The organism is Leptobacterium meishanense, assembly GCF_037645805.1.
In the GTDB taxonomy this organism is placed as follows: Bacteria; Bacteroidota; Bacteroidia; order Flavobacteriales; family Flavobacteriaceae; genus Leptobacterium_A; species Leptobacterium_A meishanense.
The window spans coordinates 373479-398312 of the sequence record NZ_JBBEXE010000001.1; the positions used below are offsets into that span (position 1 = coordinate 373479).

At 34.7% G+C, this 24834-nt stretch carries 22 protein-coding genes and 1 tRNA gene; 16 read left to right on the top strand and 7 right to left on the bottom strand.

The genetic code is table 11. From position 1 onward, the window contains the following. Positions 1 to 23 precede the first annotated feature (23 nt). Genes WBG21_RS01755 through WBG21_RS01775 form a run of 5 tightly spaced genes read left to right on the top strand, consistent with a single transcriptional unit; the run spans position 24 to position 7240 of the window. A complete protein-coding gene (locus WBG21_RS01755) occupies positions 24 to 2456 on the top strand; it encodes a DNA translocase FtsK (protein ID WP_340074170.1) in 2433 nt (810 codons plus the stop codon). Next, entirely contained in the window at positions 2457 to 3101 is a 645-nt protein-coding gene (locus WBG21_RS01760; RefSeq protein WP_340074172.1) for an outer membrane lipoprotein periplasmic chaperone LolA1, read from the top strand. Between the two features lie 8 nt (positions 3102 to 3109). Then, complete coding sequence (locus tag WBG21_RS01765; RefSeq protein ID WP_340074174.1) at positions 3110 to 4576, top strand: LptF/LptG family permease; 1467 nt, start codon at positions 3110 to 3112, stop codon at positions 4574 to 4576. A gap of 24 nt (positions 4577 to 4600) precedes the next feature. Further along, positions 4601 to 5752, top strand: coding sequence for a 3,4-dihydroxy-2-butanone-4-phosphate synthase (ribB, locus tag WBG21_RS01770; protein ID WP_340074176.1), 1152 nt, complete (start codon positions 4601 to 4603; stop codon positions 5750 to 5752). Next, the gene (locus WBG21_RS01775; RefSeq protein ID WP_340074178.1) at positions 5753 to 7240 is read left to right on the top strand and encodes an SLC13 family permease; all 1488 of its coding nucleotides are present in this window, start codon (positions 5753 to 5755) and stop codon (positions 7238 to 7240) included. On the opposite strand, the gene WBG21_RS01780 is transcribed toward WBG21_RS01775, so the two are convergent. Beyond that, the gene (locus WBG21_RS01780) at positions 7241 to 7870 is read right to left on the bottom strand and encodes an NAD(P)H-dependent oxidoreductase (protein WP_340074180.1); all 630 of its coding nucleotides are present in this window, start codon (positions 7868 to 7870) and stop codon (positions 7241 to 7243) included. It lies immediately after the preceding gene. 95 nt (positions 7871 to 7965) lie between these two features. Further along, positions 7966 to 8718: a sulfite exporter TauE/SafE family protein gene (locus tag WBG21_RS01785; protein ID WP_340074182.1), complete on the bottom strand. Its 753-nt coding sequence runs from the start codon at positions 8716 to 8718 to the stop codon at positions 7966 to 7968. A gap of 149 nt (positions 8719 to 8867) precedes the next feature. Here WBG21_RS01785 and WBG21_RS01790 point away from each other — a divergent pair. From WBG21_RS01790 to WBG21_RS01815, 6 genes are all read left to right on the top strand, one after another. After that, positions 8868 to 8952: transfer RNA gene (locus WBG21_RS01790), tRNA-Ser, on the top strand. A 186-nt stretch (positions 8953 to 9138) separates the two neighbouring features. Further along, entirely contained in the window at positions 9139 to 9825 is a 687-nt protein-coding gene (locus WBG21_RS01795; RefSeq protein ID WP_340074184.1) for a TetR/AcrR family transcriptional regulator, read from the top strand. After that, on the top strand, positions 9818 to 11485 hold the full coding sequence (locus WBG21_RS01800) for a peptidase domain-containing ABC transporter (protein ID WP_340074186.1): 1668 nt from the start codon (positions 9818 to 9820) through the stop codon (positions 11483 to 11485). Before WBG21_RS01795 ends, WBG21_RS01800 begins: the two co-directional genes overlap by 8 nt. A 6-nt stretch (positions 11486 to 11491) precedes the next feature. Then, a complete protein-coding gene (locus tag WBG21_RS01805) occupies positions 11492 to 12841 on the top strand; it encodes an HlyD family secretion protein (RefSeq protein ID WP_340074188.1) in 1350 nt (449 codons plus the stop codon). 4 nt (positions 12842 to 12845) lie between these two features. After that, complete coding sequence (locus WBG21_RS01810) at positions 12846 to 14249, top strand: TolC family protein (RefSeq protein WP_340074190.1); 1404 nt, start codon at positions 12846 to 12848, stop codon at positions 14247 to 14249. Between the two features lie 145 nt (positions 14250 to 14394). Further along, a complete protein-coding gene (locus WBG21_RS01815) occupies positions 14395 to 15225 on the top strand; it encodes a UDP-2,3-diacylglucosamine diphosphatase (RefSeq protein WP_340074192.1) in 831 nt (276 codons plus the stop codon). A 43-nt stretch (positions 15226 to 15268) separates the two neighbouring features. Here the strand turns inward: WBG21_RS01815 and WBG21_RS01820 are convergent, their stop codons facing one another. From WBG21_RS01820 to pssA, 4 genes are all read right to left on the bottom strand, one after another. Continuing rightward, on the bottom strand, positions 15269 to 17146 hold the full coding sequence (locus WBG21_RS01820) for a SulP family inorganic anion transporter (RefSeq protein WP_340074194.1): 1878 nt from the start codon (positions 17144 to 17146) through the stop codon (positions 15269 to 15271). A gap of 16 nt (positions 17147 to 17162) precedes the next feature. Then, positions 17163 to 17798: a carbonate dehydratase gene (gene can, locus WBG21_RS01825; RefSeq protein WP_340074196.1), complete on the bottom strand. Its 636-nt coding sequence runs from the start codon at positions 17796 to 17798 to the stop codon at positions 17163 to 17165. A 106-nt stretch (positions 17799 to 17904) separates the two neighbouring features. After that, positions 17905 to 18156 (bottom strand): hypothetical protein, encoded by a 252-nt coding sequence (locus WBG21_RS01830; protein ID WP_340074198.1) that lies wholly within the window; start codon positions 18154 to 18156, stop codon positions 17905 to 17907. Positions 18157 to 18269: 113 nt separating this feature from the next. After that, positions 18270 to 18968, bottom strand: a complete 699-nt coding sequence (gene pssA / locus WBG21_RS01835; protein WP_340074200.1) for a CDP-diacylglycerol--serine O-phosphatidyltransferase — start codon at positions 18966 to 18968, stop codon at positions 18270 to 18272. A 175-nt stretch (positions 18969 to 19143) separates the two neighbouring features. Here pssA and WBG21_RS01840 point away from each other — a divergent pair, with 175 nt between their 5' ends. Together WBG21_RS01840 and lnt are read left to right on the top strand one after the other, a co-directional pair. Further along, on the top strand, positions 19144 to 20178 hold the full coding sequence (locus WBG21_RS01840; RefSeq protein WP_340074253.1) for a putative type IX sorting system protein PorV2: 1035 nt from the start codon (positions 19144 to 19146) through the stop codon (positions 20176 to 20178). A gap of 9 nt (positions 20179 to 20187) precedes the next feature. Continuing rightward, a complete protein-coding gene (lnt, locus tag WBG21_RS01845) occupies positions 20188 to 21777 on the top strand; it encodes an apolipoprotein N-acyltransferase (protein ID WP_340074255.1) in 1590 nt (529 codons plus the stop codon). A gap of 10 nt (positions 21778 to 21787) precedes the next feature. Here the strand turns inward: lnt and WBG21_RS01850 are convergent, their stop codons facing one another. Next, positions 21788 to 23083 carry a nucleotide sugar dehydrogenase gene (locus WBG21_RS01850; protein ID WP_340074202.1) on the bottom strand — a complete coding sequence of 432 codons (1296 nt, stop codon included), beginning with the start codon at positions 23081 to 23083 and terminating at the stop codon, positions 21788 to 21790. Between the two features lie 121 nt (positions 23084 to 23204). Between WBG21_RS01850 and WBG21_RS01855 the strand changes: the two genes are divergently transcribed. The 3 genes from WBG21_RS01855 to WBG21_RS01865 all read left to right on the top strand — a co-directional run bounded on the left by WBG21_RS01855 (position 23205) and on the right by WBG21_RS01865 (position 24779). After that, the gene (locus WBG21_RS01855; RefSeq protein ID WP_340074204.1) at positions 23205 to 23768 is read left to right on the top strand and encodes a hypothetical protein; all 564 of its coding nucleotides are present in this window, start codon (positions 23205 to 23207) and stop codon (positions 23766 to 23768) included. 47 nt (positions 23769 to 23815) lie between these two features. After that, on the top strand, positions 23816 to 24391 hold the full coding sequence (locus WBG21_RS01860) for a cob(I)yrinic acid a,c-diamide adenosyltransferase (RefSeq protein ID WP_340074206.1): 576 nt from the start codon (positions 23816 to 23818) through the stop codon (positions 24389 to 24391). A 166-nt stretch (positions 24392 to 24557) separates the two neighbouring features. Next, positions 24558 to 24779: a DUF2795 domain-containing protein gene (locus WBG21_RS01865; RefSeq protein ID WP_340074208.1), complete on the top strand. Its 222-nt coding sequence runs from the start codon at positions 24558 to 24560 to the stop codon at positions 24777 to 24779. Positions 24780 to 24834 lie beyond the last annotated feature (55 nt).

A 24834-nucleotide genomic window follows, 5' to 3' on the forward strand; every position in this document is an offset into this window, starting at 1 on the left:
TGTTCGAAACCTGATGATTGCCAATGGCTAAAAAAAATAAGGAGCAAAAAAAACGCTTTTCAAATAAAAAAAATAACGTTTTCACCATCCCAAAACAATATCAAATCGTTTTTGGGAGCTTGCTTATGCTACTCAGTATCGCTATGCTAGCAGCATTTATTTCCTATTTTTATACATGGCAACAAGACCAAAGTATCCTTTCTGACTTTGTTAACCGAAATGCCGCTGCAAAAAATGTAATGCGGAAATTTGGTGCAGCTGTGAGTCATTTTTTTATCTATAAAGGGTTTGGAGTCGCTTCATTCTTATTTCCTATATTACTTTTTTTAACAGGTCTCCGTTTATTTTTTAATTCACCTAAGATAAAACTTATGAACCGTTGGTTTTGGGGAATTTTAATTATCTGTTGGGTGGCTGTTTTATTTGGGTTTATTGGAAATACAGCCCCTTTGTTAGGGGGTGTTATAGGTTATGAGTTAAATGACTTTTTGCAAACATATATCGGCAAAATCGGTGTTATACTCTTACTTACCTTCATATTGATAACTTATTTGGCTATTCGTCTAAAATTAACCCCCGAAAAGATTTACGATGCTTTCATTCAAAAGAAAGAAGCTATTATAGGAGAAATGGCCTCCACCGGAAAAAATCAGACAAATGAAAACACGATAGAATTCAATGTTTCAGAAACTAAAGAAAGTTCATCCTTTGAACGCTCAAAAGAAGCGCTAAAACCAACAATCAAAAATTATTCAATTATAGACAATTTATCAGATGTTGCTATCGAAAACTCATTTGAGTTAAAAACAAACGAAGAAAAAAACACAGAATCAAATACAAACACCGAAGCTAAAGAAGATACTTTAAAGGTAGAAGTAGAAAAAATTCAAAACGAAAAAGAAGAATCAGACAACCTCGCTGATAAATTAGTAAAAGATTTTGGGGAATTTGACCCTAAGCTGGAATTGAGCAATTATAAATTTCCTACGCTTGATTTATTAAACGATTATGGAGCAGGAAGCATCACCATAAATCAAGAAGAACTAGAAGGAAATAAAAACAGAATTGTAGAAACACTTAAGAACTACAAAATTGGTATTGCGCAGATAAAAGCTACTATAGGGCCTACCGTCACGCTCTATGAAATTGTACCTGAGGCCGGTATTCGAATTTCCAAAATTAAAAACCTAGAAGATGATATTGCCCTGTCTCTATCTGCTTTGGGCATCCGGATCATTGCCCCTATTCCTGGAAAAGGGACCATTGGTATAGAGGTGCCCAACAAAAAACCGACTATTGTTTCCATGCGTTCAGTAATTGCCTCCTCTAAATTTCAGAATGCAGAAATGGAGTTGCCTATTGCATTAGGTAAAACCATTAGCAATGAAACCTATGTTGTTGACCTGGCCAAAATGCCCCATTTACTTATGGCCGGAGCTACCGGACAGGGAAAATCTGTGGGGTTAAATGCTATTTTAACATCCTTGTTGTATAAAAAACACCCTGCAGAAGTAAAATTTGTATTGGTTGATCCCAAAAAAGTAGAACTTACACTTTTTAACAAAATTGAGCGGCATTATCTCGCCAAACTCCCTGATACTGAAGAAGCCATTATTACAGACAATACTAAAGTTATTAATACGCTTAACTCACTATGTATTGAAATGGACAACCGTTACGAACTGCTCAAAAATGCCATGGTCCGTAACATCAAAGAATACAATGCAAAATTCAAAGCGAGAAAACTAAATCCAAATGAAGGGCATAAATACCTTCCCTATATTGTATTGATTGTAGATGAGTTTGCTGATTTAATAATGACAGCCGGAAAAGAAGTAGAAACACCTATAGCAAGGTTGGCACAACTGGCAAGGGCAATTGGTATTCATTTGATCATTGCTACACAACGACCTTCTGTAAATGTAATTACAGGGATCATCAAAGCAAATTTCCCTGCACGTATTGCGTTCAGGGTAACTTCTAAAATAGATTCCAGGACTATTTTAGATCATCAAGGAGCAGATCAGCTGATAGGAAAAGGGGACATGCTTTATACACAGGGAAATAATCTAATCCGTTTGCAATGTGCTTTTGTTGATACCCCCGAAGTTGCCAAAATAACAGAATATATTGGCTCGCAGCGCGCTTATCCCGAAGCATATCTATTGCCCGAATATGTCGGAGAAGAATCTGGCATAGGTATTGATGTAGATGCTTCTGAGAGAGATGCCTTGTTTAATGAAGCAGCACAAGTGATTGTTACTGCACAACAGGGTTCGGCATCATTATTACAACGGAAACTAAAATTAGGATACAATCGTGCCGGAAGGCTTATTGATCAATTAGAAGCAGCCGGTATCGTAGGACCTTTCGAAGGGAGTAAAGCCCGACAAGTGTTAATTAATGATTTGGCTGCATTAGAACAACTACTAAATAACGAAAAAAATACTGAGTAAATGAAAAGGATATTGATAAGTTTATGTTTACTGATAGCTATTCAAGCAACCGGACAAAACGTCAATAAAGCAAAAACACTTTTAGATGACGTTTACGAAAAAGTAAATAGTTACGAAAACATATTTGTTGAATTCAAATATACACTTCAAAATACGGAAGAAAACATCACACAAGAAACCCGGGGTGACGTAACTATGCAAAAAGACAAATACCTATTGAATTATTTGGGTGCCACCCAACTATTTGATGGAAATAAACTATATAGCATTGTTCCTGAAAATGAAGAGGTCACTATTGACAATAAAGGTTCGGAAGATGAAAATACAGTAACCCCTTCAAAAATGCTTACTTTTTATCGTGAAGGATATCGATATGAATGGGACATCCTCCAAAATATAAGAGGCCGTAAAATTCAATATGTAAAACTTATTCCTATTGACTCGAATACCGAAATAAAACAAATCTTATTGGGAATTGATGCAGCAACTAAGCATATTTACAATCTCATACAAATAGAAAAGACCGGCAATACCTATACTATCACCGTAAATTCTTTTAAAACCAACCAACCATTGTCAAAAACCCTATTCACTTTTGATGAAAAGAAATATGAAGAAAACGGATATTATATAACTAGAAATTAATTCACTACTTGAGAATACTAGATAGATACATCTTATCCCGTTTCCTGTTCAATTTCACCAGTTCTTTTGTGATATTGATGTTTATCTTTATTTTTCAAGCTATTTGGTTTTTTGTAGAAGAATTTGCAGGGAAAGGGCTTGATTTAGCTATCATCGGAAAATTCCTTTTTTATTACTCCCCCACACTTATCAACAGGGTTTTGCCACTAACGGTATTACTTTCTTCAATAATGACTTTTGGGAACCTTGCAGAAAACTATGAGTTTGCTGCTATGAAAGCTTCTGGGGTATCTCTCCAAAGGGCCATGAGGAGCCTTATCATTTTTGTTGTTGTGCTGGGGATTGGCACATTTTTCTTCGCAAACAATGTTATCCCTGAGGCTGAATATAAATCATATAATTTACGCAGGAACATTGCCAAATTAAAACCGGCATTGGCAATCAATGAAGGGATCTTTAATGAAGTAGGCGAAATAAATATTAAAGTAGATGAAAAATATGGTGAAAATGATAACTTTCTACGAAATGTAATCATCCATAAGAAGACAAGTAATGGTGAGAACAAAACTGTTATAAAAGCGAAAGAAGGAGAATTGAAAAGCAGTGAAGATTCTGAGATTTTAAATCTGGTTTTAAAAGACGGTAATTATTATGAAGACGTAAAACCTAGTTCAGCAAAGGATCGGTTAAAATATCCACATGCAAAAGCGCATTTTGAATATTATACTATTAATGTTGATTTACGAGAATTAAACAATGTAGATTTAAATGAAGAAAAGTATACCAATTTATATAAAATGCTCAACGTAAAAGAATTGGGTTTCTTCATCGATTCCATAACGATAGACAACAGACAGATTTCAAATAGTTTTGGGACAAACATCTATAGCAGGATGGGATTGAACCCTACGCTAAAAAACATTAAAAAAAATAAGAGAAAAGATACTACGGCAATAAAAGAAAGAACTATCAGCACTAGTGAAGAGTTGGTTTCCCTATTCGATGAATGGAGGCAAACAGACCTTTTAAATGTTGCCATTAGAAACATAACCAATACACGTGCCACTATTGAAGGGAAAAAAAGTGACCTGTTACGAAGAGATAAATTACTCAACCATCATATTATGGCACTCCATGAAAAATATGCCCTAGCTTTTGCCTGTGTTATACTTTTCTTTGTTGGAGCACCATTAGGGGCCATCATTAGAAAAGGAGGATTAGGACTTCCCATGGTTATTGCTATTGTCCTTTTCTTGACTTATTATTTTATAGATATCTTTTCAAAAAATTATGCAGAAAATGGAAATATTTCTCCTGTTATAGGGCCCTGGGTTTCTACACTTATAATGTTGCCATTAAGTGTATTATTAACACGAAGGGCTACTGCTGATAAAGGCATATTTGATACTGATGGATTTATAGAGCGCTTTAAAAGTTTGTTTGGAAAACTAAAAATCAAACGCATAAAAGGATAAAATAAATATATTTAATATATTCATATGAACAATACTATCATAGCAGGTTCCGTGGAAGTTAAACTCAATACTATAGAAGAAGCCATCGAAGACATTCGAAAAGGTAAAGTAATTATTGTTGTTGATGATGCTGACAGGGAAAATGAGGGTGACTTTGTAGCCGCTGCTGAAAAAGTAACTCCTGAAATGATTAATTTCATGGCTATGCATGGCCGTGGGCTTATTTGTGCCCCGCTTACCGAAAAACGCTGTGAAGAACTCGGGCTAGACAACATGGTCAACACCAATACCGATCCCATGGAAACAGCTTTTACAGTTTCTGTTGACCTCAGGGGCAATGGGGTTTCTACTGGTATTTCTGCGTCTGACAGGGCAAAAACTATCCAAGCACTCTCTGATACAAACACAAAACCTTTTGAGCTTAGCAAACCCGGGCATGTTTTTCCGCTAATTGCCAAACAAGGTGGGGTGCTGAGGCGTACGGGACATACAGAAGCAGCTATCGACTTTGCCCGGTTAGCAGGGTTAAAACCCGCAGGTGTCATTGTAGAAATTATGAATGAAGACGGATCAATGGCACGAGTTCCCCAATTGATCGAAGTAGCAAAAAAATTTGATTTAAAGCTGGTATCTATTGAAGATCTTGTTGCTTACAGAATGCAGCATGACAGTCTAATTGTAAAAAAAGAAGATTATGACATTCTAACGCGCTTCGGGACATTCCGGTTACGAGCTTATGAGCAAACAACCAATAAACAAATACACATTGCGCTTACCAAAGGTAACTGGAAACATGACGAGCCTGTACTTACCCGCATCAATTCAACACTTGTAAACAACGATATTCTGGGTACTTTAACGAATAATGCTGATAAAAAGTTAGATGATATGTTCCAGCGTATAAATGAAGAAGGTAAAGGAGCTATTATATTTATCAACCAAGAAAGTCAATCTTTAAATTTACTTTTCCGCTTAAAAGAATTAAAAAAATTACAGGAACAAGGTGAAATAAAAGCTCCGAAAATTAATATGGACACCAAAGATTTTGGTATTGGTGCACAAATATTGCACGATATCAATATTTCAAAAATTCGGTTGATTTCCAATTCTTCCCAAACAAAACGAGTAGGTATGATTGGTTATGGTTTGGAAATTGTTGAATATGTAAATTATTAAATGGCAGGCATTAAAGTCGTTTCGAAAATCAATTACCCATTAGTCATCTTAGGGCTTGCTATATTCACATCCTTTATACTTTTTGTTGATTTAGATGAACAACGTCCCCAAATTACGTATACAGCAGCCATTGCAATACTTATGGCTTTTTGGTGGGTTACAGAGACCATTCCTGTAGGAGCCACTTCCCTCCTTCCTCTTGTTTTATTTCCTCTATTAGGGGTACTTGATGGTAAAATGATATCAAATTCATATATCAATTACATTATCTTTTTATACATCGGTGGTTTTATCATGGCTTTAGCTATAGAGAAATGGGGATTGCACAAACGGATCGCACTAAAAATTTTATCAGTTATTGGTGGAAGTCCACTTAAAATACTTTTCGGGTTTATGCTGGCTTCCGCATTCCTGTCTATGTGGATGAGCAATACTGCCACCGCTATGATGATGTTGCCTATTGGGTTTTCAGTGATAGCAGCATTAAAAGAAACGGCTCCAAAGAACACAACCCGTTCGTTTTCAAATGGATTGCTACTTGCAATCGCTTATGCATGTTCTATTGGCGGAATTACTACTTTAGTAGGAACACCTCCAAATCTATCTTTTGTTAGGATTTATGAGATCATGTTTCCTACCGGTCAAGAAATTTCTTTTGGAAATTGGTTATTGTTTGCTTTCCCTTTAGCATTTGTACTTTTCATCATTACACTCATATACCTTTTCTTAGCTTTTAAACCAGAAAAAAATAGTTCACAACTACCCTCTTCTTTCTTTAAAAAAAAATATGCGGATCTTGGAAAAATGTCTTCAGAAGAAAAAAAAGTAGGTTTTCTTTTTATTGTACTTGTTTTTCTATGGATATTCCGAAAAAGTATCACTATTGGTAACATAGCTATTCCCGGATGGTCTGGTATGTTATCTGCTCCTGAATATATAAACGATGGAACTGTAGCCATAGGTGTTGCACTTCTTTTGTTTATTGTTCCATCATCAAAGAAAAGTAAAGCGCTGGTTAGCTGGAATATTACTAAAAAGATTCCATGGCATATTGTATTACTTTTTGGAGGTGGTTTTGCAATTGCAAATGGCTTTGTAGAAAGTGGCCTGTCCCACTACTTAGGAAACTTGCTGGTCGGTGCAAAAGATTTTTCCGAAACGAGCCTTATTGTATTGGTTACAAGTTTAATGAGTGGTTTAACGGAATTTACTAGTAATACAGCAACTACCGAAATGCTTCTGCCAATTATCGGAGGGCTCGCTACGGAGATTAATGTTAATCCATTACTGTTAATGATTCCTGTAACATTAGCAGGTTCTATGGCATTTATGTTCCCTATTGCAACACCTCCAAATGCTATTGTTTATGGAAGTGGAAAACTTAGTATGTGGCAAATGGCAAAAACAGGTTTTGTGCTTAACCTGATTGCAATTGTATTGATTACAATACTCACCGTTACATGGGGAACTATTGTTTTTGGATTGTAATTATATTTCAATAATAACCTCTGAAATAGCTTTCCGGACTTTCTTGAAATTTGAGAATATATCATCCGATGCTCTGTAGCCTATTGGCATTACCAGAACAGATTCCAATCCCTTTGATGCAAGTGATAATATCGCATCATATTTCTCCGGGACAAAACCTTCCATAGGACATGCATCAATACCTTCCGTAGCACAAATCGTTAGCAAGTTCCCCATAGCAAGGTACGCTTGTCTCGTAGCCCAGTCTTTAACATCTTCAGTAGATTTAGAACTAAAATGCTGAATTAAATTGTCTTTGAATGGGTTTAATATTTCTTCCGGAGTTTCTCGAATGGTTTTTACACGCTTAAAGTATTCTTTTATATAACTTTCATTAATCTTACTTTCTATGCAAAAAACCAATACATGTGAGGCATCTGCTATTTGTTGCTGGTTCCATGAGTATTCTACTAGCTTTTCTTGCAATGTTTTATCATTAATAATTATAAGCTTTATGGGTTGTAGGCCATAAGAAGTTGCCGTTAAATTAAATGCTTCCTTTACTACTGCTAATTTAGCTTCTGAAAGTGGCTTATCAGCGTCGAATTTTTTAGTAGCATAACGCCATTTTAATTGTTTTATAACATCCATTAGTCCTATTTAATACTTTATACTGCAAAAATAAAGGAATCAAAGAAGTTGAATTATTCAATTTTTATAGATTTAAGCTATGGTAGAATAACCAATTAAAAAAACCAGAGTTTTACAGCCATTCCTATAACCATAATTAGCAGAATTATTTTCACTACTTTATCACCTTTTTTTACAGACCAGCGGCTGCTCCACCATGCTCCTATAGCATTTCCGGCTGCCATATATAAACCATATTCCCAATGTATTGGCACTTGAATAATAAAGAGTGTTAGTGCCCCTATGGTAAGCACAAGAATTATAACAGCTTTAACAACGTTTCCTTCAATAAGGGATATTCTATTGACAGCTGATAGTACTAACAATGTAAAAATACCTGTTCCTGCCTGAATAAATCCTGCATAAACACCAATAAAAAAAAATAAAACCATACTAAGCCAAAAATATTTGCCGGTACTCCTTTCTACAATTTCATGTCCTTTCTTCCTTGGTTGAAATACCATGAACAGTACCATTAAAACCATCAAAACGGCTAAAATCCGGTTAAAGGTCGTCCCTTTTATATCAATGGCAATTTGCGCTCCAATAAGTGCTCCTATTAATGCTACAATGCTTACATACCAAGCAAATGGTTTTATGTGCAAGCCTTTACTTTTAAAACCTGCTAAAGAAGCAAGACTTTGAATGAGGATCGGAATCCGGTTAGTGCCATTTGCAACATTGGGGGGCAATCCTAAGAAGATAAGTAACGGCAATGTTATAAGTGACCCTCCTCCAGCTATAGTATTAACAAAGCCAGTAAAAAAGCCAACTCCTAATAAAAGCAATACTTCCCAAAGTGTATCCATTGCATAAATTAAAAATCGAAAATACTATATTTTGAGAGATTACAACCTTCTACTTATTATATTTTAGCAATAGAATATCCGGATTCATAAAAAAGCACTTTAAATTGTTTTATGAAATTAAAAAGCTTTCTATATTTGCACTCCTTAAAGGAGAAATGGCAGAGTGGTCGAATGCGGCAGTCTTGAAAACTGTTGAGGGTCACACCTCCGGGGGTTCGAATCCCTCTTTCTCCGCTAAAAATCCCGTTTAACACGGGATTTTTTATTTGGGATAACTTTCTTAGTTAACATCTTTCCTATGTAACCATCAAATTTTCAAAATGTTAATGAAAAACCTTTATATATATTTTTGTTAAATAATAGTTAAGCTATTTTAGTTTAAAAGTATTACTATTATATTTGCGCATAAATATTTCAAAAATGAAATATATATTATCAAATTTAAAGGTCAGCATCAACGAAGCTATCTATGTGAAAGACCCTGAGTCATCTAACTTAGGAAAGCGCATCATAGAACACAGCATTCTCCTTATCCATGAAATTGGTTTTGAAAATTTTACATTTAAAAAACTAGGGATACGCATTGGATCTAACGAAAGCTCCATATATCGGTATTTTGAGAACAAACATAAATTGCTTTTATACCTCACTTCATGGTATTGGGGTTGGTTGGAGTATCAATTGGTATTTACTACTAACAGTATTACAGATCCTGACCAACGTCTTAAGAAAGCTATTGAAATTGTTACAAAAACCACAGAAGAGGATACCTCTTTCTCACATATTAATGAAATAGTGTTAAACAAAATAGTCATTAACGAATATTCTAAATCCTATCTTACAAAAGAAGTGGATACTGAAAACAAAGAAGGATATTTTGCTATATACAAACGATTGGTAACCAGAATACGTGATATGATTGTTGCTGTAAATGTTCAGTATCCCTATCCGGCAAGCCTCTCCAGTACAGTTCTGGAAGGCACGTTACATCAACATTTCTTAAAGGAACATTTTGCTTCCATTACGAATTGTAGTGAAGAAGTTACCCCTACTGACTACTTCACACATTTAGTATTTAACACCCTAAAAAATAATTGCAATGCCTAAAAATATACTAACTGCTTGGGAGCGGCTCATCGGGTTACTAGAATTGGATAAAAAAGATATTTTTCAAATCTTTTATTATGCTGTTTTCGCCGGGCTTGTAAACCTATCATTACCTCTGGGTATCCAAGCCATCATTAACCTTATTCAAGGAGCACAAATGAGTACCTCATGGGTTGTACTGGTTATTCTAGTTACACTCGGAGTCGCTTTTGCAGGCTTATTACAGCTTATGCAAATACGTATCATTGAAAATGTACAACAGAAAATATTTACAAGAGCTTCTTTTGAGTTCACATATCGGTTCCCAAAAATAAAGATGAGTGAACTCCGAAATTATTACCCGCCGGAGTTAGCAAACCGTTTTTTTGATACACTCACCGTGCAAAAAGGATTGGCAAAAATATTAGTTGATTTCCCTGCTGCATTGCTACAAATTATTTTTGGGCTTATTTTACTATCGCTTTACCATCCCTTCTTTATTATTTACGGTTTGTTGTTGCTCCTTTTAATGTATGGAGTATTTAAATTCACCGCACAAAAAGGGCTTCAAACCAGTTTAGAAGAATCTAAAAGCAAATACAAAGTGGCGCACTGGATACAAGAAATAGCTAGGGCTATTGTTAGTTTCAAATTATCCGGAAAAACCAGTCATGCTCTTCAAAAAAATGATGGACTGGTAGCTGAATATTTAAATTCTAGAGAAAGTCATTTCAAGATTTTGGTTATTCAGTTTATTCAAATGATTGGTTTTAAAGTATTAGTTACAGCCGGATTGTTACTAATTGGAGGGATTCTGGTATTAAACCAACAAATGAACATTGGACAGTTTGTAGCCGCAGAAATCATTATTCTTTTGGTTATTAATTCTGTTGAAAAGCTTATTCTGGGACTTGAATCTTTTTATGATGTGCTTACCTCCTTAGAAAAACTGGGGCAAGTAGTCGATAAAGAACTGGAGCCTCAAGAAGGTGAACAACCCTTCAAGGAAGATGAGGAATTTACTGTTGAGCTAGAGCATGTTACTTATACTATACCTGACGGTGACAGGAATATTTTGGATGATATCTCTTTGACCATTTCTAAAAATGCCCGAATATTGATACAAGGGCCTGGAAGTTCAGGTAAATCTACTTTATTAAGGCTTATTGCTGGCCTCATTGAACCAACCTTAGGGAATATTTACATAAACAATACTGCATTAAAAGGTATTAATTTAAACTATTATAGATCACACTTAGGACAATCATTAAGTGAAGAGTCTCCTTTTGAGGGGACTATTATAGATAACATTACATTTGGAGACACTTCTATCTCAAAAGAAGCTATCGACAATGCTATCGAAAAAACAGGGTTAACGACATTTATAAAACAACAGCCAAAAGGATTAAAAACCATCTTATATCCGGAAGGAAGGCAAATTCCTTATACTATATCAAAAAAAATTGTTTTGGCAAGGAGTATTGTTAGAAACCCAAAATTATTGATTTTAAAAGATCCTCTCGACCAGTTTGAGGAAAAAGAAGCAACGGAAATCATTAACTTCTTAACTGACAAAACAAATTCATGGGCATTAGTAGTTGTAAGCCAAAACCCAAAATGGGCAACAAAATCTGACATGATTATTAAAATGAACAATGGTAAAATAATTGAAAAAAAATAAGCTTCAATGTTAAACATTGCAAATAATAAATTAAATAGAACTGTTGACCTTTCGCATTATAATGCAGTAAAAAAGGCATTTCACAAAAGGCACTATAAACACTTTAACCGTTTTCTAATTGCTTTTGCCGTAATTAGCGTTATTGTGCTCTTTTTGCCATGGACACAAAATATTTCAGGAAACGGGTATGTAACTACACTAACTCCCGATCAACGCCCACAAACTATTCAGTCACCCATTCCCGGTAGAATTGAAAAGTGGTATGTAAGAGAAGGGGATTATGTAGGAAAAGGGGATACCATACTTTTTATTTCAGAAATAAAGAATGAGTATTTTGATCCTAAATTGGTAGAACGGACTGGAAAACAAATTAAGGCAAAATCAATGGCAGTTACTTCCTATCAGGAAAAAGTAAAAGCGCTCAATACCCAAGTAAATGCACTAAAAAATGAGCGATCTTTAAAACTAAAACAAGCAAACAACAAACTACTGCAAGCCAATCTTAAAGTACAAAGCGATAGTATTGACCTGGAAGCTGCAATAACAAATATAACAATTGCAAAACGGCAATATGATCGGATAGTACAACTGGAAAGTGAAGGGTTAAAAGCTATAACTGATGTAGAAGAAAAACGTTTAAAGCTTCAAGAGACTCAAGCAAAACTTATCTCTCAAGAAAATAAATTATTGACAAGCAGAAATGAAGTTATTAATGCCGAAATTGAGATTAATCGCCTACAAGCTGAATATACTGATAAAATAGCTAAAGCACAAAGTGACATATTTACAGCCCAGTCTGGTCAATTCGACACCGAAGCACAAGTAACTAAGCTAGAAAATAGTTATTCTAATTATGAAATACGAAATGCGCTATATTACATCCAGGCACCACAAGATGGTTATATCAATAAAGCTATTAAAGCAGGTGTTGGCGAGACTTTTAAAGAAGGGGAACGCTTAGTAGGAATCATGCCGGCAAACTATGATTTGGCTGTAGAAACATATGTTAAACCTATTGATTTACCATTAATACAACTTGGTGAAAAGGTACGCATTCAGTTTGACGGATGGCCTGCAATTGTTTTTAGCGGATGGCCCAATGCGTCTTATGGAACGTATGGCGGAACAGTAGTTGCTATTGAAACATTCATTAGCGAGAATGGGAAATACAGGGTTTTAATAGCTCCTGATAAAGAAGACCATGAATGGCCCAAGGATATCCGTGTAGGCTCAGGAGCATCCACTTTAGCTTTATTAAATGATGTACCTATTTGGTTTGAGCTTTGGCGTAAACTCAATGGATTTCCTCCTAATTATTATCAAACTGAAAATTCGAACAATACATCTGAAAAATAGATCCATGAAAAAAATTCTTAGTAATAGCCTTTTTCTATTGGTTTCTTTTTTATCGGCACAACAAACAGATAGCCTAGCATTGAGCTTTGAGGAATACTTAGGGTATGTCAAAAAATATCACCCTATTGTGAAACAATCAGAATTAGTCGTGAATACCGGCGAAGCCACCCTTATGAAAGCAAGAGGTGGCTTTGATCCTAATATTACAATTGATTACAATCAAAAAAGATTTAAAGGAATCGAGTATTATGAATTGCTTGATGCTACTTTTAAAATCCCTACATGGTATGGCATTGAATTGAAAGCTAATTTTGAGCAAAACGAAGGGGCTTTTCTCAACCCTGAACGTTCTGTACCTGATGATGGGTTATTTAGTGCTGGTGTCTCCATACCGATTGCTCAGGGGTTTCTTATCAATGAACGAATGGCCACTCTAAAAAAAGCCCGTTTTTTTAGAGAGCAGGTAAAAGCGGATAGGGACATTCTCGTAAACCAAATACTCTATGAGGCAGCCCTTGCCTACTTTAATTGGTTAAGGACCTATAATGAATTAAAAATATATCAGGATTTTCTGGAGAATGCTAAAATTCGATATGAAGGCGTTAAAAAAAGTGTCATTGCAGGTGATAAAGCAGCTATTGATAGTGTAGAAGCCGGTATTGCTTATCAAAATAGAGCTTTAAATCTTGAACAGGCAAAATTAGCTATCACGAAAGCTGGCTTAGAATTATCTAACTTTCTTTGGTTAAATGATGATACACCTGTTGAATTACAGCCCAATGTAGTACCAGGTATTCCTGTAGAAGAAGCTATCGACAATGTGTTTGGTATTGAAAACATAATTTTTGATAATTTTTCTATAGAGGACCACCCCAAATTAAAGTCCCTGAACTATAAAATTGAAGGGTTGACCATCGATAAAAAGTTAAAGGCGAACAAATTACTTCCAAAAATAGATTTGGAATATAACTTTATTACAGAGTCTCCGGAAATAGCACGCTCATTTAATACTGATGAATACAAAGGAGGGATTTCTTTCAAATTACCATTATTTCTCAGAAAAGAAAGAGGCGATCTAAAACTAGCTAATTACAAGGTGCAGGATGCACAATTTGAAATAGAAGTTACCGAAATAAGGATCTATAATAAAGTAATAGCTTCCTATAATGAAATAGACTCTTTAAAAGAACAAAGAAAGCTTATTGAGAATATTACAACAAATTATGAAGCATTATTAACTGCTGAAGAACGTAAGTTTAGTTTTGGTGAGAGTTCTTTATTTATAGTAAATTCTCGTGAACGAAGCCTCATTGATGCTAAACTTAAACAGAATGAATTACAAAACAAATATTACAACGCTAAGGCTAATCTTTTTAATATTCTAGCGGTAAACCCAAATAACCTATAACATATATCCTGTTAGAGTGTTAAAACAATGTATTACAAGCATTCTTTCTATATAATAATTACTTAACAATCATCCAATAATTATTTAATCTCTCCATAATACTCTAGTAATATAGTATCACTTATTTTGCATAAACGTTTTTATCTTGATTAAAAGAAAAATTGAAGTCGTTGTTATTTCTGATGTTCATTTGGGAACTTATGGGTGTCATGCTAATGAATTATTAGCCTATTTAAACAGTATAGAGCCTAAAAAACTTATTTTGAATGGTGATATTGTAGATATTTGGCAATTCAGTAAACGGTACTTTCCTTCTTCACATTTAAAAGTTATCAAAAAAATTATTGATATGGCAGCTAATGGTTGCGAAGTTATTTACGTTACTGGCAATCATGATGAGCTTCTAAGAAAATTTGTAGAAACAACTATTGGCAATGTTTCTATTGTCAATAAAGTAGTTTTACCTCTAGATGGAAAAAAAGCATGGATTTTCCATGGTGATGTATTCGATATTTCCATACAGAATGCTAAATGGTTAGCCAAATTAGGGGGATATGGCTATGATTTATTAATACTCCTGAACCGTTTTGTTAATTGGTGCCTACTTAATTTAGGCAAAGAAAAATATTCCCTTTCAAAAAAAATAAAGAATAGTGTAAAACGTGCAGTTAAACATATTCATGATTTTGAAAATGTAGCCACCAATCTGGCCATAGAAAATGGATATGATTATGTGATCTGTGGACATATCCATCAGCCTAAAATTATCGAAAAGGAAAATAAGCACGGAAAAACCTTGTATTTAAACTCCGGCGATTGGGTTGAAAACTTTACAGCCCTAGAATATCAATTCAAACGTTGGAAACTATACCATTATAACAAATCAAAGTTAACTTCCTTTATAGAAGAAGAAACAGCAATAACCGATGAGCAAAACTTTTTAGTTGCTATGGTTACTGCTGCTGTTAAAAAATAAACCCTTAAAAATTTAAGGGCTTATTTTTTCTTTTATATTTCTTTTAATATTTATCTGGCACATTGTCTTTCATATAGTTGATACATGCATCAAAATTATCAAATATACGATCCTCCGAGACCAAGTCCGGTATAATGTCAATTCGCTTCATCATCATCAATGGCTGTTTTTGTGGTGCTATTATTAATACATGTACCTCTCGACGTTCTAAGTCTAAAAGCACTTCTTCTAACGCATACAACCCTGTTTGGTCTATATAAGGGACTTTGTCCATACGTAGTACTACATGAGATGCTGTATTTGGAATTTGTTTTGCCAATAATTGAAATTCACTTGTATATCCAAAAAATAATGGGCCATCCAAATGTTTTATAAATACTTCTTCTGCTAAATTCTCAGGAAACATAAGTTCATCTTTCCATAACTTATCTTTTTGATTAGCTTCTTTTAATTTAAGCACCCGTGAATCATCTGCTGTAAAGTCACCCATCTTTTTCATAAAGATAAGGGCTGATAATACCAGGCCAATACCTACTGCACTTACCAGATCCCACACTACCGATAATATAAGTACTATGAGCATCACCAACACTTCTGAACTAAATTTGAAGATTTTTAGGTTAATATCTTTTGGCATACTAGGTATTGCCTTGAGCCCCTTATAGTCCATAACGCCTATCCCTACAGTAATAAGGATCCCTGCCAGCACTGCTGCCGGTATTTGCGATGCAACAGGACCTAAAGCGAGAAGTATAATTAAAAGTAATACGCCGGCAATCATTCCGGATAGTTTTGTTTTTCCCCCTGACTTAATATTCACTACTGTGCGGATGGTAGCCCCGGCCCCGGGGATCCCTCCAAACAGGGCACCAATACTGTTTCCAATACCTTGTCCTACCAGCTCTTTATTAGGATTGTGTTTGGTTTTCGTCATATTGTCTGCTACTACTGATGTCAAAAGTGAATCAATAGCACCGAGAAAAGCCAATGAGATCGCTGTAAAAATATATGGAGATACGGATCCAAAACTAAAATTGCTAAATATTCCTAAGTTTATTTTTGGAAATCCACTTGGTATTTGCTCAATAGGACGATAATCCAACCCGGCAAAATAAGCTACCCCGGATACCACCAATAATGCAACTAATGTACTGGGTACTGCCGTAGTAATTCTCTTAAATCCATATATGATAATGATAGTCATAATGGTAAGGATCAATTCCATATAACTAATGTTTTTTAATGCTCTGGGGAGTGTTTTTAATGTCCCAACAACTCCCGAAGTTGCAGATTTAGCCAAGGTTTGCGCCTCTATTTGTATTTCTTCCTCTGTAATATTACCAGATCGTTCAATAGTTTCTTTAAAGTCTTCCAGTACTAATAACCCCTCTCCTGCTTCTTCCTGTAAAATCTTCTCTAATATAACTTCTTCTGCTTGTGGTTTAAAGGCATTTACATAACTTGTATCTTCCTTTGGGTAATAACCTAAGGACGGTAGTATTTGTGTAATAAGTATCATCACACCTATAGCTGTCATAAAACCGGATACTACCGGGTATGGGATATATCGTATATACTTTCCAACACCAGCAAAACCTAATATAATTTGAATAAGCCCTGCTAGCAGGAATACTGTTAATATAGCTGGTAATGCTTTTTCTATATTTCCTTCATTCGCTCCTAAGATACCTGCTATGATCAAAAGGCTTACTGCGGTCATAGGTGCTGTAGGTCCCGATATTTGGGTAGGCGTTCCTCCAAAGAGTGCTGCAAAAAAACTAATGAATATAGCACCATACAATCCAGCACTTGGGCCTAATCCGGAGCTAACCCCAAAAGCTAATGCTAGTGGCAATGCAACAATACCCGCTGTAATACCTCCAAAGGCATCACCTCTTATATTTGAAAAAAAGTTCTTCATGGTTTCTTATGTTTTTTTAAAAATTAAGTTGGTATACATCATCCAGTTCTGAATCATTGCTGATGTTTACCTCTAAGTCTTGAATGATCCCTGAACTTAACCCATACACCCATCCATGAAGATGTAATTCCTGATCGTTCCTCCATGCATTTTGAACAATTGAAGTTTTAGCCAAATCAAAGACTTGTTCCTTTATATTTAGCTCTACAAAACGATCAAAACGTTCTTTCTCATCAGTTATGCCATCTAATTCTGATTTATGCAACCTGTAAACATCTTTGATATGGCGAATCCAGTTATCAATAAGTCCAACTGATTTATTGCTCATAGCAGTTTGCACACCTCCACAACCATAATGACCACATACAACTACATGTTTTACTTTTAGCACATTTACTGCATAATCTAATACACTCAACATGTTCATGTCCGAGTGAAGGACCATATTGGCAATATTGCGGTGCACAAATACTTCTCCGGGGGGTGCCCCTATAATTTCATTTGCGGGCACACGACTATCCGCACAGCCTATCCAAAGCAATGGGGGTTTCTGTCCTTGAGCTAATTTTTCAAAATATTGTGGGTCTTCACCTAATTTACCAGCTACCCATTCTTTATTATTTTCTAATAAGGTATTATAATACTTGTTCATTTCTTTCTTTGTTAATTATTATTAATTTGTTCCCCTTCATATAAAGAAATCAAGGTGTGATTTTTTTCAAAAACCACATCCTTTAGTTCATTGATAAAAATATAAATTAGATTATCTCAGGAGGAGGAAGTACTATATCTTTTATATAAGAATAGTATCTTTTGCTATGCTGAACTGTCCTTCCTGCTTGTTTTGAAAAAATCGTAAAACTATGATTGGTTTGTGAATGAAAATATATTTCTTGTTTCTCAGTATCTAACTTAGTGTTCTCTGTTTTTTCTTCTTCATCAGCAAAATCAGTAATACAAAAACGTGTATCATCCATGATAGTAACAACGTATGGTGTCACTGTTGTCATAGAAATAGTTGCACACAAAAGTATTATAAAATAAAACCGTTCCATTTTTTTCCAGTAAACAAATATAAAAGTATTACTATCACACCTTGTTAAATATTCTTTAAAATTATTTTTTACATCTTCTCCGATGAAAGCCTATTCATTAAAACAGACATTAATATATATATAATAATAATTGGGGGAATTGCAGCAAATTTCACCGTAATAAGCAATACAATGCTTATGAAAAGAAAGATATACCGAACTTCATTTCCTCCGAAATCCCATTTTTTAAATTTTAGGGTAAATAATTTAATATTTGCATTCATCAATATACTGCCTAATACAATCAAGCTCAATAAAAACCACTTATTCATAATCATTTGATTAATATGTTCATTCCCTTGATAAGATAATATAAGTGGCAACGACATAATAAAAAGTGCATTTGCCGGAGTAGGAAGGCCTTTGAATGATTGTTGTTGATCTTCATCAATGTTAAACCTAGCTAACCGATACGCAGCCGCTAATGTTACTAAAAAACCCAGATAAGGAATAAAAGAACCTGTTACTGTCAATTGCAAAAATTGATACATTGTAAAACCGGGAACAACACCGCATGTAACCATATCTGCAAGTGAATCAAGTTGAATCCCTAACTCGCTTTTTACATTTAATGCTCGGGCAACCAATCCATCAAAGAAATCAAAAACAATTCCTATAAGAACAAAAACAGCAGCTATATCTAACTGGTTTTTCATTACAAAAACAATAGCAATACAACCGGAAAACAGATTTAATAAGGTAATTACATTAGGGATGTGTTGCTTCATTTTATGGCATTTTTAGTAAAAATACTATTTTCATGGAGAACCCAAAACAATTCCTTACTTACATATTCTCCTTTACTTGAACAATATCCTAATTCTTTTCCAGTTTATTGTTTTGTATAATTGTATGATATTTGCAATAAACACATCGCCTTTGAGGTATATTATATGGACATTAATGCTTTTGTCTGTTGTGGTTACAGGACAAACTGCCCGAAAATATTCTAATGAGTTCATGAACATTGGTGTAGATGCCAGAGCTTTTGGAATGTCTAATGCTGTAGTAGCAAACACAAAGGATGTAAACTCCGGATACTGGAATCCTGCCGGGCTTGTTAATTTAGAAGATAACCAAATAGCATTAATGCATGCAGCATATTTTGCCAATATAGCACAATATGATTATGCTGCATTTGCCATGCCTATAGATGAACAGAGTGCATGGGGAATATCTATGATCCGGTTTGGTGTAGATGATATTTTAAATACAACCCAACTTATAGATGAGCAGGGAAATATTGATTTCAACAGGATCAGCCTCTTTTCAGCTGCTGATTATGGTATTACTTTCTCGTATGCTAGAAGCCCTCAGTTTATTGATGGGTTTTCATACGGGATAAATGCAAAAGTTATAAGAAGAATTATTGGTGATTTTGCTTCTTCATGGGGTTTTGGATTTGATCTTGGGGTTCAGTATGAAAAAAATAATTGGAGGTTTGGAATTATGGCAAGGGACATTACAACTACATATAATACGTGGCAAATCGAGGAAAATCTTTTTGATGATATCAGTGATCAAATCCCTGAACAAGAGCTTCCGGAAACTACAGAAATTACTATTCCAAAACTACAAATTGGAGCTGCAAAAACATTCGTGTTCAACTATGACTATACACTCATAGCTGAAATAGATTTGAATATGCGATTTGCTGAAACTGAAGATATTATAACTACCTCAATAATGAGTATTTCCCCATCACTTGGTGTAGAATTTGGATACCTTAAATTAGTCCATCTAAGGGCAGGGATTGGCAACTTCCAAAAAATATCTCAATTTGGAGAAGAAACACTCAATTTTCAACCTAATATTGGAATTGGTTTTCATTACAAGGGCATTTATATTGACTACGCACTAACAGATATAGGAAACCAAAGTGCCGCTATCTATTCAAATGTTTTTTCATTAAAAATAGATTGGCAATTATTCAGATAACAAATTATGATCAAGAACACATATCTTTTAGCTATATTTTCAGGAATACTGTTAGCACTTGGATGGCCTACCTATGGCTTTCCTATTGTATTATTTATAGCATTTGTCCCATTACTTATTGCGGAAAAAAAGATACGCCTCAATAAAAAAATCAAACGTAGAGGGTTAAAGGTTTTTGCTACCGGCTATCTGTCATTTGTGGTGTGGAATGCTATAACTACATGGTGGCTTTGGTATTCTACTGCTTTTGGGATGTTTTTTGCTATTTTGGTAAATGCATTGATCATGGCGTTTGTTTTCTTGATTTTTCATTACGTCGCTCGGAAATTACCCCGAAAAATCCATCTGATCTTTCTTCCTGTTGTATGGATTGCTTTTGAAAAATTTCACCTCAATTGGGTATTTTCCTGGCCATGGTTAAACTTAGGGAACGCATTTTCTGAACATACCATATGGATTCAATGGTATGAATATACCGGAACGTTTGGGGGTAGTTTATGGATATGGATCATAAATATAGGCCTCTTTAAAACCATTGAAAAACATAAAGAATCAGGAGTGAAACGCTATCTTTCACTAGGGATCGCTAAAAATTTAATATTGATAGCTATACCCATAATTATTTCACTCTTTATTTTCAAAAACTATGAAGAACCTAATAAAAAAGCAACTATTGTTATTGTTCAACCCAATGTAGATCCTTATACAGAAAAATATAATGATAAAAATGAGGATACTGCCATGGATATTATAGCATTAGCCATGAGTGATCTATCACCACAAACGGATTTTATCATTGCTCCGGAAACAACTTTAGCGCAAGGAACAGCCATTGATAAATTTGAATATAGTAGAAGTAAGTATATTTTACAGTCAATAACTCGTCAATATCCAAAAATTAATATCATTACAGGTGTTGATTTCTTTAAACTCTACCAACAAAGAGAAAAACCGACACCTTCCGCTAATAAAACCTCCAGAGGTGATTGGTATGATGTATACAATGCCGCTGTATTGATCAATAAAACAGAAGAAGTACAATACTATATAAAATCTAAACTGGTGGTTGGTGTAGAAACGTTTCCGTTCAAAAATATCTTAGAGCCTTTGCTTGGTAATGTTATGATTGACCTAGGAGGTACTATTGCCAGTAGAGCTACCCAAAATGAGCGCGCTGTCTTAACAGACAAAGAAAAAAAATACAAAGCAGCACCTATCATCTGTTATGAATCCGTCTATGGGGAGTTTGTAACAGATTATATAAAAAAGGATGCTAACTTTTTAGCCATTATTACCAACGATGCATGGTGGGACAAAACGCAAGGGCACAAACAACATCTTAGTTATGCCAAGTTACGCGCTATTGAAACCCGCAGGAGTATCGCAAGAAGTGCTAATACAGGTATTTCAGCCTTTATCAATCAAAAAGGGGAAATACTCGACACCTTGGCTTATGGAACAAAAGGGGTGCTATCCGGTGAAATTTCTATTAACAACAAACAAACCTTTTATGTAAAATATGGCGACTATATTGCTAGGTTATCGACTTTTATTGCAGGGTTCATTTTCCTATTTGCTATTGCGAAGAAAAAGCGCTAAACGAATCGAATTAAAGCCTGGCATCTACCCATTCCTTGGGGAAAAATGATTTCACATCATAAACAATGGTCTTTGAGTGCCTAAATTCCTGTAAAGGAAATTTCGAAAATTTATCATGTGGTACTGCCAAGACAATCGCATCATACTTTTTTTCTAATTCATGCCTGCCGGTTATTAAACCCAATCCATAAGCCTCTAATACTGCTTCACTATTTGCATAAGGATCATAAACACTCACTTCAGACTGATACGATTGAAGTTCTTTTATCATATCAATCACTTTAGAATTCCGAATATCAGGACAGTTCTCTTTAAATGTAATTCCAAGCACTAAAATGTTAGCTTTTCTTACTGGTATATCCTTCTGGATCATAAGCTTTACAACTTCCTGAGCCACATACTTTCCCATGCCGTCATTCATCTTCCTCCCCGCTAAAATAATCTCAGGGTGATACCCTACTTCCTTGGCCTTCTGTGCCAAATAATACGGGTCCACACCTATACAGTGGCCTCCTACCAAGCCCGGGGTGTATCTCATAAAGTTCCATTTTGTAGCGGCTGCATCCAATACATCTTTTGTGTCAATATTCAATAACATAAATAGTTTTGAAAGTTCATTAACAAAAGCAATATTGATATCCCGTTGTGAGTTTTCAATAACCTTAGCTGCTTCTGCTACTTTTATGCTTGGTGCCAGATGCGTTCCGGCAGTAACTACCGACTTGTATATATGGTCAATTTTCTCTGCCACATCAGGAGTAGAACCTGATGTTACCTTCACAATTTCTGAAAATGTTCGGTTTTTGTCTCCCGGGTTAATACGTTCCGGAGAATATCCTATATAAAAATCTTTATTGAGAATCAATTTAGATGTTTCTTCAAGGGCAGGAGCACAAATATCTTCTGTAACCCCTGGGTAAACCGTAGATTCGTACACAACAATATCCCCTTTCTTAAGTATAGAACCTATCATTTTACTAGCATCAACCAAGGGAGTTAAAACAGGAATGTTTTTATCATTAATGGGAGTTGGGACGGTTACAATATAAAAATTACATTGCGCTAGTTTATCAGTATCACTCGTGACTGTTAAACCCATTCCTTCTCTCCTCCTATTTAATGCTCGTTCCAAATCATTCTTACCTACCTCTTCTGTATGATCATTCCCTTGGTTAATTTCTGTTACTCTTTTTTCATTGATATCAAAACCTATGGTCTCATACTTCTCAGAAAAGGCAATGGCCAAAGGAAGTCCCACATATCCTAAACCAACAATACCTATTAGCGTACGCTCATTATTGTTCATCAATTATGACGTTTATAACAAATATACTTTTTCAGCATCAATAATACTGTTTAATTTGTTTTATTTTGCTGAAAATACCTTTGAAAAATATTTTCTAACAAGTGCTCATGAAATCATTGCTATGAGGTGGTACTGGAAATTACGTTCACGTCTTTTATTCTTATGGAAATCCACTAACCGGCATGGTGTGCACTCCCCTTTCGTATATGAATTCATCACTAAATGCCTATACCAAAAGCTTAAAAAAGAAAACCTGCATGCCATCAAAAAACATTGCAAAAAAAATAATTGTGCTAATTTGAAAAAAATAACCTTATTATATCAAATAGTTCATCATTTTGAGGTCAGGAACATTCTTGATCTAAATTCAAGTGATCATCTGTTAACTCTTTCTTTAAAGGAGGTAACCATATCAAAAAAAAATAAGAACCTAAAAAATAGCCTTTTTGATCTTATCATTGTTGATTATCAAACTTTTCCTGAAAAATTAGAAGAGCTATACCACTACATGCATAATGATACCATCATCCTTTTTGATGCTCCTTATACATCTCCAAACACTTACAATAAATGGAAGCAAATTGTCAAAAAAAGCACTATAACAGTATCTGTGGATCTTTTTTACCTAGGATTACTTTTTATTAGAACGGAACAAGTAAAAGAGCATTTTATCATTCGTGCATGAACATTTTTAAAACCAGTACCTTTGTAACAAATATTAGTACTTGAAAAATGAAAATATATACCAAAACAGGTGATACCGGAACTACATCATTATTTGGAGGAACCCGTATTCCTAAGCATCACCAGAGAATTGATGCATATGGAACTATAGATGAACTAAACTCATGGATAGGCCTTATAAGAGATCAAAAAATAGCTTCACACCATATAACCATCCTAATCAATATACAAAACAACCTATTTACCATAGGTTCTATGCTAGCTACCGATCCTGAAAAGGCAACTTTAAAAAGCGGCAAAGTACGATTAAACATTCCTAAAATAGTGGATGAAGACATTCGAATTTTAGAGCATGAAATAGACATGATGGATACTTCATTAGAACCCATGACACATTTTATACTTCCTGGCGGACATCAAATAGTGTCATTCTGTCATATAGCCCGTTGTGTCTGCAGAAGAGCGGAACGATTAGTCACACAACTTAATGAAAACAGTCCTATAGATAATGCTATTTTACAATACCTAAATCGTTTATCTGACTATCTTTTTGTATTGGCACGAAAGTTGTCCCATGAACTACATACAAATGAGATTAAGTGGGTTCCAAATAAGAAAAAATAACACCTATATTGAACTTATCTGATTTTTCTTTTAAGGTTTATTAATTCACAGTCAATAATTTGTAAAAAAGTACGTTCATTAAAAATAATGTGTAAAAAATCTATTTTTTACTTGGGTATTTTATATAAAAATATATTTTTGCAAAAATTTTAAACCGAATAATACCATGTATTGGACTTTAGAATTAGCATCATACTTAAGTGATGCCCCTTGGCCCGCAACCAAAGACGAACTCATTGATTATGCTATCAGGACAGGAGCGCCACTTGAAGTAGTAGAAAATCTTCAATCTATTGAAGATGAGGGTGATAGCTATGAGTCTATTGAAGAAATATGGCCGGATTACCCAACCGAAGAAGATTATCTTTGGAATGAAGACGAATATTAACAACTATTAACAGTAATAAAAATGAAAAGTCTCGCCGGAGGCTTTTTTTTTGCTT

Excerpts from the sequence above, each read along its gene's own strand:
- WBG21_RS01760 (WP_340074172.1), top strand. The coding sequence starts at position 2,457 with ATGAAAAGGATATTGATAAGTTTATGTTTACTGATAGCTATTCAAGCA.
- can (WP_340074196.1), bottom strand. The coding sequence starts at position 17,798 with ATGAACAAGTATTATAATACCTTATTAGAAAATAATAAAGAATGGGTA.
- WBG21_RS01860 (WP_340074206.1), top strand. The coding sequence starts at position 23,816 with ATGAAAATATATACCAAAACAGGTGATACCGGAACTACATCATTATTT.
- WBG21_RS01850 (WP_340074202.1), bottom strand. The coding sequence starts at position 23,083 with ATGAACAATAATGAGCGTACGCTAATAGGTATTGTTGGTTTAGGATAT.
- WBG21_RS01755 (WP_340074170.1), top strand. The coding sequence starts at position 24 with ATGGCTAAAAAAAATAAGGAGCAAAAAAAACGCTTTTCAAATAAAAAA.
- WBG21_RS01775 (WP_340074178.1), top strand. The coding sequence starts at position 5,753 with ATGGCAGGCATTAAAGTCGTTTCGAAAATCAATTACCCATTAGTCATC.
- WBG21_RS01865 (WP_340074208.1), top strand. The coding sequence starts at position 24,558 with ATGTATTGGACTTTAGAATTAGCATCATACTTAAGTGATGCCCCTTGG.
- WBG21_RS01810 (WP_340074190.1), top strand. The coding sequence starts at position 12,846 with ATGAAAAAAATTCTTAGTAATAGCCTTTTTCTATTGGTTTCTTTTTTA.
- WBG21_RS01805 (WP_340074188.1), top strand. The coding sequence starts at position 11,492 with ATGTTAAACATTGCAAATAATAAATTAAATAGAACTGTTGACCTTTCG.
- ribB (WP_340074176.1), top strand. The coding sequence starts at position 4,601 with ATGAACAATACTATCATAGCAGGTTCCGTGGAAGTTAAACTCAATACT.
- WBG21_RS01780 (WP_340074180.1), bottom strand. The coding sequence starts at position 7,870 with ATGGATGTTATAAAACAATTAAAATGGCGTTATGCTACTAAAAAATTC.
- WBG21_RS01785 (WP_340074182.1), bottom strand. The coding sequence starts at position 8,718 with ATGGATACACTTTGGGAAGTATTGCTTTTATTAGGAGTTGGCTTTTTT.
- pssA (WP_340074200.1), bottom strand. The coding sequence starts at position 18,968 with ATGAAGCAACACATCCCTAATGTAATTACCTTATTAAATCTGTTTTCC.
- WBG21_RS01800 (WP_340074186.1), top strand. The coding sequence starts at position 9,818 with ATGCCTAAAAATATACTAACTGCTTGGGAGCGGCTCATCGGGTTACTA.
- WBG21_RS01820 (WP_340074194.1), bottom strand. The coding sequence starts at position 17,146 with ATGAAGAACTTTTTTTCAAATATAAGAGGTGATGCCTTTGGAGGTATT.
- WBG21_RS01795 (WP_340074184.1), top strand. The coding sequence starts at position 9,139 with ATGAAATATATATTATCAAATTTAAAGGTCAGCATCAACGAAGCTATC.
- WBG21_RS01855 (WP_340074204.1), top strand. The coding sequence starts at position 23,205 with ATGAGGTGGTACTGGAAATTACGTTCACGTCTTTTATTCTTATGGAAA.
- WBG21_RS01840 (WP_340074253.1), top strand. The coding sequence starts at position 19,144 with ATGCTTTTGTCTGTTGTGGTTACAGGACAAACTGCCCGAAAATATTCT.
- WBG21_RS01830 (WP_340074198.1), bottom strand. The coding sequence starts at position 18,156 with ATGACAACAGTGACACCATACGTTGTTACTATCATGGATGATACACGT.